Raw genomic sequence first — 10,535 nt, 5'->3', positions numbered from 1 at the left:
GGTTTAGCTTGCAGCACCTCCTAGCAAACACAAAGGAGGCCACCCACCAGGGTGGCCTCCTTCTTTCACGTGGAGCGTGCAGCCGAAGCCGCAGCCTCCCGCCTAGTGGTGTTAGTGGTCCACTGGCGCTTCCACACCAACACCCGTAAGCGAGCGGACTTCCATCTCGGACTGGAGTTCGTCCAGGTTGTCCGGCTTGCCCAGGAACGTGGCAATGGCACCAGCCAGGAACGCAGCCGGGATGGACACGAGGCCCGGGCTGGTCAGCGGGAAGATTGCCCAATCAGCGTTCGGGAACATTGCTGTTTCGGTACCGGAGACTGCCGGGGACAGGAAGATGAGAACCAGGGCGACGCCCAGGCCCGTGTACATGGAAGCCACAGCACCGGCGGTGTTGAAGCGCTTCCAGTAGAGGGAGAACAGGATCGTCGGAAGGTTCGCGGAGGCCGCGATGGCGAATGCCAGGGACACCAGGAAGGCGACGTTCTGACGCATTGCCAGGATGCCCAGGACGATGGCCAGGATGCCGATGACAACCACGGTCACGCGGGAGACGCGGACCTGCTCTTCCTCGGAAGCCTGACCGTCGCGAAGCACGGCGTTGTAGATGTCGTGCGCGATGGATGCGGAGGCCGTAATAGCCAGGCCAGCCACCACGGCGAGCACTGTTGCGAAGGCCACGGCAGACACGATGGCCATAAAGACCGAGCCACCGATTTCCAGAGCCAGCAGCGGTGCCGCGGCATTCGCCTTACCCGGTGCAGCGTTGATCACGTCCGGGCCGACGAGGCCAGCAGCGGCGTAGCCCAGAACCAGGGTCATCAGGTAGAACGCACCAATGAGGACGATAGCCCAGGTCACGGACTTACGAGCCTCCGTAGCCGTAGGCACGGTGTAGAAGCGCATGAGAACGTGCGGCAGACCAGCGGTACCCAGAACCAGGGACAGGCCGAGGGAGATGAAGTCGAGCTGCTTGATCGTGGAGCCACCGTACTTCAGGCCCGGCTGGAGGATCTCAGATGCCTCGTAGCCAGCCTTCTGAATGTGCTCAGAGCCAGCGTGCATCTCGATCGCCTTGTCGAAGAGCGCGTTCATACCGCCCTTGACCGCAATGAAGCAGAGGATGGTCATGATCGCCACAGCACCAACGAGCAGCACTGCCTTGATCATCTGAACGTAGGTGGTGCCCTTCATGCCGCCGATGAGAACGTAGGCGATCATGATCACGCCGACGATGGCAACACAGATTGCCTGAGCACTGAAGGTGTGCAGGTCCAGGAGGACGGACACCAGGGAGCCAGCACCAGCCATCTGAGCGATGAGGTAGAACAGCGACACGAACAGGGTGCCAAAGGCAGCTGCCACGCGCACTGGCTTCTGGCGCAGGCGGAAGGACAGCACGTCTGCCATGGTGAAGCGGCCGACGTTACGCAGCGGCTCCGCCACGAGCAGGAGGGCCACCAGCCATGCGACGAAGAAGCCGATGGAGTAGAGGAAGCCGTCGTAACCAGTGAGCGCGATCGCGCCGACGATGCCCAGGAAGGACGCAGCAGACAGGTAGTCACCTGCAATTGCCAGACCGTTCTGGGTACCGGAGAAGGATGCGCCACCGGTGTAGAAGTCAGAGGCCTCGGAGGTGGACTTACCCACCTTGGTCACAATCGCCATGGTGACGATGATGAATGCGGCGAAGACAGCGATGTTGAGAATCGGGTTGCCGGTTGCCGCAGCTTCTTCCTGCGCAAGGAGGAATACGTCAGGGTTCATGGTTTAGCCCTCCATCTCTTCGCGGATCGCCGCAGCACGCGGCTCAATGTTCTTGTTCGCGTACACCACGTATGCCCAGGTGATCAGGAATGTGGTGATGAACTGGGCGATACCCAGCCAGAGGCCCAGGTTGAGGCCAAGGAATGGCTTAGCCATAACCTCCGGCCAGAAGGTCGCGTAAACGACGTAGAAGATGTACCAGAGGAAAAATGCGATGGACACCGGGAACGTGAACTTGCGGTATGCGCCGCGTAGTTCCTGGAACTGCGGGCTTGCCTGCATTTCCACGAATTCCTGGGGCGTCGGTTCCCGTCGCTGCTTTACAGCGGGTGAGCCTTCAGCCATGGCCTGCTCCTTTCGGAAAGTGGGTTGGTTGTTAGAAAAGTAACTTAGAACACACTCTCGGGGAGGCAGTTTTAGAAATTAAATTATTTTCGGGGGTGAAAGTTACCCCCTCAGCTCAGTGCTTATCGACGTCACCCCGGAAACACCCGCGGATCATTCGACTGACGGCCACCGGGAATCCCGTCGAGAAGCTTCAGTGCCTCAGCGTCGAGCTGGATACCTGCGACAGTGAAGCTCTGCTCAAGCCGGTCCTCGCTGGATGTCTTCGGGATGATGGAGATCCCCTGGGACACGAGGTAGGCCAAAGCAATCTGCGCAGACGTCGCCCCATAAGCTTCAGCAATCTGAGCGACCTCGGGGCTCCCTAGGACCTCTCCCCTGCCGAGTGGCGCCCACGCCTCCGTCAGGATGCCGTGGCGTGCGTGATAGTCCCGCAGCTCCGGCTGCGTGAAGCCGATGTGGAGTTCCACCTGGTTCACCGCGGGCGCAACCCCCGTTGCCGCGATGAGTTCATCCAGCGTCTCTTCGTAGAAATTAGCGACACCCACGGACCCGATGAGTCCGGCCTCCCGCTGCTCCAGCAGCGCTTCATAGGCGGCAACAAACGTGCCATTTTGGGGCCATGGCCAGTGGACCATGAACAGGTCCACGTAATCCAGGTTCAGCCGGCGGAGCGATTCCTGGAATGCTTCCGTGGCACGCGGCTGATCATCGTTCCACAGCTTGGAGGTGATGGTCAGCTCCTCGCGGGTCACATCACCCGCGGCAATCGCGTCATGTACAGCGCGGCCGACCTCTTCCTCATTGCCGTACAAGGAGGCAGTGTCGAAGTGGCGGTAGCCGCACTCGATGGCCCGGCGAATGATGGTCACCGCGTCTGGGCCCGTGAGCTTGTACGTCCCCAATCCCACCAGGGGCACCTCATGCCCATCGTTGAGACGTGCGTGTGGGATGACGCTGGGAGAAGGGGTCACTGCCATTGTGTTAGTTCGCCTCGAGCAGATCGATGACAAAAACGAGGGTGCGGCCCGACAGCGGGTGGCCGCCACCGGCAGGACCGTAAGCCATTTCCGGCGGGATGGTCAGCGAGCGGCGACCGCCCACCTTCATGCCCGGGATGCCTTCCTGCCAGCCCTCGATGAGACCAGTCAGCGGGAACTCAGCGGCCTCGCCGCGGTCCCAGGAGCTATCGAACTCCTCGCCGGTCTGGTAATCCACGCCCAAGTAGTGGACCTTGACCATGCCGCCTGCCTGAGCTTCCTCGCCATCACCGACAACAATGTCCTCGATTACGAGTCCAGCCGGCGCCGGTTCATTAGGTACGTCAATGGTGGGCTTATCCATGAAAAGGTTTCTCCTTGATTTGGGTATCCCGCTTATAAAACGCGAAACCGCCGAAGCGGTCAGCCCCTCATTATACGGAGGCTTGTCGCTTACGGCGGATCGTCGTGTTCAGCGCGTTGCTTTAGCGCTTGTCGCGCGGGATGAACTCACGCTGCGTCGCACCGGTGTAGATCTGGCGCGGGCGGTTGATCTTGGAGTTCATTGCCAGCTGCTCGCGGTAGTGAGCAATCCAGCCCGGCAGGCGGCCGATGGCGAAGAGGACGGTGAAGAAGTCCGTCGGGAAGCCCATGGCACGGTAGATCAGGCCGGTGTAGAAGTCCACGTTCGGGTACAGCTTGCGCTCGATGAAGTAGTCGTCCTTGAGGGCGATCTCCTCGAGCTCCATAGCCAGGTCCAGCAGGCTGTCGCCGCCGAGGTGGTTGAGCACCTCGTGTGCGGATTCCTTGACGATGGCCGCGCGCGGATCGTAGTTCTTGTACACGCGGTGGCCGAAGCCCATCAGGCGGACACCCTTCTCCTTGTTCTTCACGCGGTTCATGAAGTCAGAAGCGTCGCCGCCGTTGTTCTCCTGGATGTCCTCGAGCATCTCCAGCACAGCCTGGTTAGCGCCACCGTGCAGCGGGCCAGCCAGAGCGTTGATGCCACCAGCGATGGACACGAACATGTTCGCCTGAGCGGAACCGATCATGCGGACGGTGGAGGTGGAGCAGTTCTGCTCGTGGTCAGCATGCAGGATGAGCAGCTTGTCCAGCGCGTCGACGACGACCGGGTCAACCTCGTACGGCTCGGTCGGGTAACCGAACATCATGCGCAGGAAGTTCTCGCGCGGGCTCAGGGCGTTGTTCGGGTACATGTACGGCTTACCCTGGGATGCGCGGTAAGCGTATGCAGCCAACATCGGCACCTTTGCCATGAGGCGAACGGTTGCCTTGTCCAGCTGCTCCTCATCCAGCGGGTTGAGCTGGTCCTGGTAGTAAGCAGACAGAATGTTGACGGAGGAGGCCAGCACAGCCATCGGGTGTGCGTCACGCGGGAAGACGTTGAAGGCCGCCTTGAAGTCCTCATCCAGGAGGGTGTGGTGGCGGATGTTGCTGGAGAAGGTCTCTAGCTCATCCTCAGTCGGCAGCTCACCGTTGATCAGCAGGTAGGACACCTCGTTGAACGTGGCGTTGTTAGCCAGGTCAGCGATGTCGTAGCCACGGTAGCGCAGGATGCCTGCGTCACCATCGATGTAGGTGATCTTGGACTCGGTGGAACCCGTAGAAACGTAGCCCGGGTCGAAGGTGACCAGGCCGGTCTGTCCGAGGAGGTTGCCCAGCACAAAGCCGTCATTTCCCTCGGAGGCGCGGATGAGATCCATCTCATACTCGCCGCCGGGGTAGTTAAGTACTACCTTGTCGTTGTTCTCAGAAGCCACAATGAACCTTTCAAAGAGTCGTTGAGCGACGCCTGCGGCCAGTTTCCGCAGGTGAAATAACCTACGGGCTGAGCTCGGGACCAAGCGCCAGAATTGGCATGAATTCACTCTATCAGCACCACGCGGTCAGGATGTGACGGTAGCGACAAAAAGTATGCTTCCCCCGTTACACCACAATTACCCCCGGGGGTTAAGGTTAGTGCCACAACGATGCCAGCTCGAAGCATGAAAGAAGGGGCACGAATGTCCGATTACCCAGCTCTTCCGCAAGATCTTTTGCCCGTTGATGGCCGTTTTGGTTGTGGCCCCTCCAAGGTCCGCCCCGCCCAGCTGGAGGCCATCACCAATGGCGCTCACATCATCGGCACCTCTCACCGTCAGCCGGCAGTGAAGAATGTTGTGGGTGAGGTCCGCGAAGGTCTTGCAGAGCTGTTCTCCCTGCCGGAGGGCTACGAGATCGTTCTGTCTCTTGGTGGCGCCACCGCTTTCTGGGATGCGGCGACCTTCGGCCTGATTGAGAAGAAGTCTGCTCACCTGTCCTTCGGTGAGTTCTCCTCCAAGTTCGCTAAGGCTTCCAAGCAGGCACCGTGGCTGGATGAGCCCCAGGTGGTTGAGGCTGAGCCGGGCAGCGCCCCCTCCCCTTCCGCGCTGGATGGCACCGATGCAGATGTCGTCGCATGGGCGCACAATGAGACGTCTACGGGTGCGATGGTGCCGGTCACTCGCCCGAACACGGATGCGCTCGTGCTTATCGACGCAACGTCGGGCGCCGGTGGTCTTCCCGTCGATATGCGAAATGCTGATGCTTACTACTTCTCCCCGCAGAAGTGCTTCGCGTCTGACGGTGGCCTGTGGTTCGCGGCGATGAGCCCGGCGGCGATTGAGCGCATTGCCAAGATCAAGGAGTCGGGCCGTTTCATCCCGGCTTTCCTGGATCTGCAGACTGCGGTGGACAATTCCCGCAAGAACCAGACCTACAACACCCCGGCTGTGGCCACGCTGCTCATGCTGGCTGACCAGGTCAAGTGGATGAATGAGAACGGTGGCCTGGACGGCATGGTTGCCCGCACCAAGGCCAACGCGGACACCCTGTACTCCTGGGCAGAGGCCAATGAGCACGCAACGCCATTCGTCGCAGATGCGGATAAGCGCTCCTACGTTGTGGGCACCATCGATTTTGATGAGTCCATCGATGCCGCTGAGCTGGCGAAGGCTCTGCGCGCAGGTGGCATCCTCGACGTTGAGCCGTACCGCAAGCTGGGCCGCAACCAGCTGCGCATTGGTATGTTCCCGGCGATTGATACCGAGGACGTGGCCAAGCTCACCGGCGCCATCGACTTCCTGCTGTCGCAGGGTGTTGGCGCGAAGTAAGCCCTGATCTTCGTACCGCCGCAACCAAATGGAGCTCGCGTTTCAGTTAAGCTGTCTCCTTGAATGACACTGGTGTAAGGAGACAGCGATGCGCGAGCTCTTTGTTGTTGCGGACGAATCGACCGACTCTCTGTGGGTGCTGCGCACTCTCGACGGAGAGAAATTCTGCATTCCACGCGAGGAACTCATCCCGCCGGCTGCCCCCATGCTTACCGACGTCAGCGCGCAGGACGAAACCGACTACGAGGTCGTCGAAGCCGAGCTTGTCGACGAACCGGTGGCACCCGCCGTACCCCTCCACCCCGTTGAAGAACCGGAAGCTGAAGAGCCGGAAGCTGAAGAGCCGGCTGCCGAGGAACCAGAACCCGCTCCAGTCGAGCGCACCCCCGCAGAGCCGGACCCGCTGTTTGCTACTCCCCTGTCGCTGCGCCCGAAGGACATTCAGGCGCGCATCCGCGCTGGAGCCAGCACCGAAGAGCTCGCTGAGGAGATGGGCGTGGCCATCAGCCGCGTGGAGCCCTATGCGCACCCAGTTCTGCTGGAGCGCGCCCAGGTCGCGGAGGCGGCTAAGCAGTCCCACCCAGTCCGCGCGGATGGTGCTGCACCGGACACGCTCTTTGAAATTCTTGCTCTGAGCTTCGCCTCCCGCGGCCATGCTTTGTCGGAGGCCCGGTGGGATGCAATGCGTGAGGTCGGAGAGCCATGGGTTGTTCGCCTCACCTGGCAGGCTGGCCTGCAGGAGCACAGCGCGGAGTGGTCCTTCCACCGCTCGATGGGTTCGTCTGCCACCACGGAGCCACGAGATGCGGTTGCCGCGGATTTGATCGATCCGTCGTTTGCGCAGCCAGTACGGTCCCTCTCTGCAGTGTCCACGGACGTTGAACAGGAGACCCCTGTTGCCCCTGCTGAGCAGGGGCAACAGCACACCCAACCTGACTTGTTTGCCGAGGGCGATGCGCTGCACTTCCCGGAGGAGCAAGCCAAGCCGCAGAAGCGACGTCGCAAGGCGGTCACCCCGCACTGGGAGGACGTTCTTTTGGGCGTGCGCACGAACACGAAGCGGCCGAAGAAGTAGCGCGTTATGGGTGTCCCTGCCGTCGTTACGTTCTGGTACATCAACGCCGCCGATCCGGCCGCGGTGCTGGAAGCTGAGCCGCACGCTGACCGTGGTTTTGGCCGCAAACTCCTCGCTCAGCTCAATCCACGGTGGCCGATCACGCCGATCGGCCAGTTCCCGCTGAACCGTTCCACACCGAGCAGCCGCGAAGAGTTCTACATCGCTGGCTACCCGGGGGTCGCTGTGCTTCAGACGCTTATCGACGACTGCGGCAAACTCTCCGACATCCCCACCCACCTCCGCCGGGCCGTTCCGGCAGCCGATGTCTTCGTGTTTGCGGAAGGCGTGGAAGAAGGCGCCGGGTATGCCGGCTTCGCACGCTTCAATGGGGATACCGTGCGCCGTTCCTTGTGTGCCACGCGCAATGAGCTCATCGAGGATCTCGGCCTGCCTGATGGGTTTGAAGCCCCCTTCTGGGCTGGTGAGCGCGCCGATCAACTCGGAGGAATTTCGTTGCCCTTCGAACCGGTAGACCTCATGCGCGCTGCCCAGCGCGACTGGCTGGGTGTGGACATTTCCCCGGACGGTCCTGACATCAACGTGGTGGCCTACGCCGTGGATGGACGCCCCGAGCCGAAGGTGGAACAGCGCACCCCTGACACCAAAAATGTCACCGAGGTGGCTGCGAAGTTCTCCTCCGCCAATGCGGACTATGACGACTATGAGGAAGCCGAAGAAACCAGCGATGAATTCGCGGAGCTGGCAGATGCCTCAGCTAAGGTTGCGCGCCGCATCCGCCGTGGCGTCACACGTCGCGTACGTAACCTCGCCGACACAGTGAAAGAACGTCTGCGCCACTCTGACCGCTAGCTCAGGCCAACTGCTCGGTCGCGCTCATAGAACGCGATCGCTGCGGACGTAGCCACGTTCAGTGAATCAGTGCCCGGCGCCATGGGGATGCGGGCACGAATGTCCGTGGCGCGCATCGCGTGCTCAGTCAGGCCAGGGCCTTCCCCGCCGACGAGGAGGGCGACTTTGGGGTGGGGGTTGCCGGAAGCGTCGACAAGCGCCTCCGCAAGATGCACGGCGCGATCATCAGGCGTGAGCGAGATAAGGCGGAAACCTGCCTGGCGCAACTGTTCAAGGGAGCGCTGCCACGTGGTGGATGTGCCCTCGAGATGTGCGAACGGCAGGCGCAATACATGCCCCATGGACACGCGCACGCTGCGACGATACAAAGGATCAGCCGTGCCAGCCCCCAGAAGCACACCATCCACCCCCATGCCAGCGGCATTGCGGAAGATAGCCCCGATATTTTCGTGATCCCCAACCCCCTCAAGGACCACGAGGGTGCGCGCCTCCAGCAGCTCACTGACGTCGGGCTCCTCTGCCCGATCCGCCACAGCGATGAGGCCGCGGTGCATGTCATACCCAACGACCTCGGCGAGCAGCTCGCGGGTCACGGTGTAGATCGGCGCCTCAATCGGCGGGAGCCCCTCCTCCGCACGTTGAGCGCGGAAGGTCTCGATTTTCTTTTCAAACCCGATGATGCAGCGCAATGGGTAACGCGAATCCACCACTCGGCCCGCAACGAGCGGGCCTTCCCCAAAGACGTACGCGCGGGAATTGTCTGCCTTCTTCAGGTCACGGACAACATCCAGGCGCACATCAGCGGGATCAGTGATGGGAATCATGTGTCAACCAGATGTTTTAGCCGATGACGGACATGATCGGATCCATGGCAAAGAACACCACGAACAGCGCGGAGATCAGCCACATGATCCAGTGAACTTCCTTCGCACGGCCAGCGAACACTGCGAACAGAGCGAAGGTGATGAAGCCGATGCCGATGCCGTCCGCGATGGAGTACGTAAACGGCATAGCCACGATGGTGAGGAAGGCCGGCAGAGCGATATCAAAGCGGGACCACTCAATCTCACCCACCTGCATCATCATGAGGGCACCCACGATGACCAGAACCGGTGCGGCAGCCTCAATCGGCACGATCTCGTACAGCGGGGTGAAGAACATTGCGGCCAGGAACAGCAGACCGGTGACAATGTTGGCCAGACCGGTGCGCGCACCGTCGGCAATACCAGCGGAAGAGTCAACGTAGACCGTTGCAGACGATGCAGAGCCAGCACCACCAGCGATAGCGCCGAAGCCCTCGACGATAAGGGCTTTCTTCATATCCGGCAGCTCGCCCTTCTCATCGGTGAGGCCTGCCTGGCGACCGAGCGCCGTCATCGTACCCATGGCGTCGAAGAAGTTTGCCAGCACCAGGGTGAATACCAGCAGCGAAGCGGTGACCACGCCAACCTGAGTAAATGCACCGAGGATGTCAACCTTGCCCACGATGGACAGGTCCGGCACACCACCGAAGGATTCCGGCAGAGTCGGGACAGCCAAGTTCCAGCCGGTCGGACCCGACTCAGCAGAAGAACCAGCACCGGTGACACGCTCAATGACAAGGGCGATGATCGTATTGATCACGATGCCGATGAACAGGCCGCCCGGGATCTTGCGCGCAACCATGAAGCCACAGATGAACAGGCCAAGAATGAACACGAAGGTCGGCCAAGAAGCAATCGACCCATTGATGCCCAGCTGAACCGGAACAGTGGTCATGGCAGCATCCGGGATACGGCGAACAAAACCGGCATCTACGAAACCGATCATGGCGATGAACATGCCAATGCCCACGCCGATAGCAGCCTTCATTGACGGCGGAATCGCACGGAACACGGCAGAGCGGAAACCGGACACAGCCAAAATGACGATGACAATACCGTCAATGACCACCAACCCCATGGCCTGCGCCCAGGTCAGACCTTCAGTACCCACCAGAGTGACAGCCACCAGGGTATTCAGACCCAGACCAGCGGCGATACCGAATGGGTAGTTCGCCACAACGCCGAACAAAATACACATGATGCCCGCCACCAGTGCGGTGGCAGCAGCAACCTGCGGGATACCCAACACGTTGCCGGCGGAGTCTTCACTGGCACCCAGAATCAGCGGGTTCAGCAAGACGATGTACGCCATGGCGAAGAAGGTAACCACGCCGGCGCGGACCTCCGTTGCCACGGTGGAACCACGTTCGGAGATACGGAAGTAACGGTCTAGGCCGGAGCGAGCCTGCCCCTCCCCCGAAGGCTGCGACACCTTCGTGGAATCTGTGGTGTTTGAACTCATAAATATGTCCCCTTGCACGGAAGAAATATGACGGGGATA

Annotated in this window: 10 protein-coding genes; 3 read left to right on the top strand and 7 right to left on the bottom strand. The window is 60.9% G+C overall.

Annotation, left to right across the window (positions count from 1 at the left end):
* Positions 1-111: 111 nt before the first annotated feature.
* From L8U60_RS09980 to L8U60_RS09960, 5 genes are all read right to left on the bottom strand, one after another.
* The gene (locus tag L8U60_RS09980) at positions 112-1,767 is read right to left on the bottom strand and encodes a solute symporter family protein (protein ID WP_269966227.1); all 1,656 of its coding nucleotides are present in this window, start codon (positions 1,765-1,767) and stop codon (positions 112-114) included.
* A 3-nt stretch (positions 1,768-1,770) separates the two neighbouring features.
* Positions 1,771-2,112 (bottom strand): DUF485 domain-containing protein, encoded by a 342-nt coding sequence (locus L8U60_RS09975; protein ID WP_269966226.1) that lies wholly within the window; start codon positions 2,110-2,112, stop codon positions 1,771-1,773.
* A gap of 131 nt (positions 2,113-2,243) precedes the next feature.
* Positions 2,244-3,092, bottom strand: coding sequence for an aldo/keto reductase (locus tag L8U60_RS09970; protein ID WP_269966225.1), 849 nt, complete (start codon positions 3,090-3,092; stop codon positions 2,244-2,246).
* Positions 3,093-3,096: 4 nt separating this feature from the next.
* Complete coding sequence (locus L8U60_RS09965) at positions 3,097-3,456, bottom strand: FKBP-type peptidyl-prolyl cis-trans isomerase (RefSeq protein WP_269966224.1); 360 nt, start codon at positions 3,454-3,456, stop codon at positions 3,097-3,099.
* Between the two features lie 121 nt (positions 3,457-3,577).
* Entirely contained in the window at positions 3,578-4,873 is a 1,296-nt protein-coding gene (locus L8U60_RS09960; RefSeq protein WP_269966223.1) for a citrate synthase, read from the bottom strand.
* 243 nt (positions 4,874-5,116) lie between these two features.
* On the opposite strand from L8U60_RS09960, the gene serC reads away from it, so the two are divergent.
* From serC to L8U60_RS09945, 3 genes are all read left to right on the top strand, one after another.
* Positions 5,117-6,244 (top strand): phosphoserine transaminase, encoded by a 1,128-nt coding sequence (gene serC / locus L8U60_RS09955; RefSeq protein ID WP_269966222.1) that lies wholly within the window; start codon positions 5,117-5,119, stop codon positions 6,242-6,244.
* Positions 6,245-6,332: 88 nt separating this feature from the next.
* A complete protein-coding gene (gene sepH / locus L8U60_RS09950; protein WP_269966221.1) occupies positions 6,333-7,319 on the top strand; it encodes a septation protein SepH in 987 nt (328 codons plus the stop codon).
* 6 nt (positions 7,320-7,325) lie between these two features.
* Positions 7,326-8,171 (top strand): DUF6928 family protein, encoded by an 846-nt coding sequence (locus tag L8U60_RS09945; RefSeq protein WP_269966220.1) that lies wholly within the window; start codon positions 7,326-7,328, stop codon positions 8,169-8,171.
* On the opposite strand, the gene L8U60_RS09940 is transcribed toward L8U60_RS09945, so the two are convergent.
* Entirely contained in the window at positions 8,168-8,995 is an 828-nt protein-coding gene (locus tag L8U60_RS09940; protein WP_269966219.1) for a TrmH family RNA methyltransferase, read from the bottom strand. The genes L8U60_RS09945 and L8U60_RS09940 overlap by 4 nt on opposite strands.
* 16 nt (positions 8,996-9,011) lie before the next feature.
* Positions 9,012-10,496 (bottom strand): NCS2 family permease, encoded by a 1,485-nt coding sequence (locus tag L8U60_RS09935; protein ID WP_269966218.1) that lies wholly within the window; start codon positions 10,494-10,496, stop codon positions 9,012-9,014.
* Positions 10,497-10,535 lie beyond the last annotated feature (39 nt).

This window comes from Corynebacterium meitnerae, assembly GCF_027570075.1.
In the GTDB taxonomy this organism is placed as follows: Bacteria; Actinomycetota; Actinomycetes; order Mycobacteriales; family Mycobacteriaceae; genus Corynebacterium; species Corynebacterium meitnerae.
This window is presented reverse-complemented; position numbering and strand designations above follow the sequence as displayed.

Excerpts from the sequence above, each read along its gene's own strand:
- L8U60_RS09980 (WP_269966227.1), bottom strand. The coding sequence starts at position 1,767 with ATGAACCCTGACGTATTCCTCCTTGCGCAGGAAGAAGCTGCGGCAACC.
- L8U60_RS09975 (WP_269966226.1), bottom strand. The coding sequence starts at position 2,112 with ATGGCTGAAGGCTCACCCGCTGTAAAGCAGCGACGGGAACCGACGCCC.
- L8U60_RS09970 (WP_269966225.1), bottom strand. The coding sequence starts at position 3,092 with ATGGCAGTGACCCCTTCTCCCAGCGTCATCCCACACGCACGTCTCAAC.
- L8U60_RS09965 (WP_269966224.1), bottom strand. The coding sequence starts at position 3,456 with ATGGATAAGCCCACCATTGACGTACCTAATGAACCGGCGCCGGCTGGA.
- serC (WP_269966222.1), top strand. The coding sequence starts at position 5,117 with ATGTCCGATTACCCAGCTCTTCCGCAAGATCTTTTGCCCGTTGATGGC.
- sepH (WP_269966221.1), top strand. The coding sequence starts at position 6,333 with ATGCGCGAGCTCTTTGTTGTTGCGGACGAATCGACCGACTCTCTGTGG.
- L8U60_RS09945 (WP_269966220.1), top strand. The coding sequence starts at position 7,326 with ATGGGTGTCCCTGCCGTCGTTACGTTCTGGTACATCAACGCCGCCGAT.
- L8U60_RS09940 (WP_269966219.1), bottom strand. The coding sequence starts at position 8,995 with ATGATTCCCATCACTGATCCCGCTGATGTGCGCCTGGATGTTGTCCGT.
- L8U60_RS09935 (WP_269966218.1), bottom strand. The coding sequence starts at position 10,496 with ATGAGTTCAAACACCACAGATTCCACGAAGGTGTCGCAGCCTTCGGGG.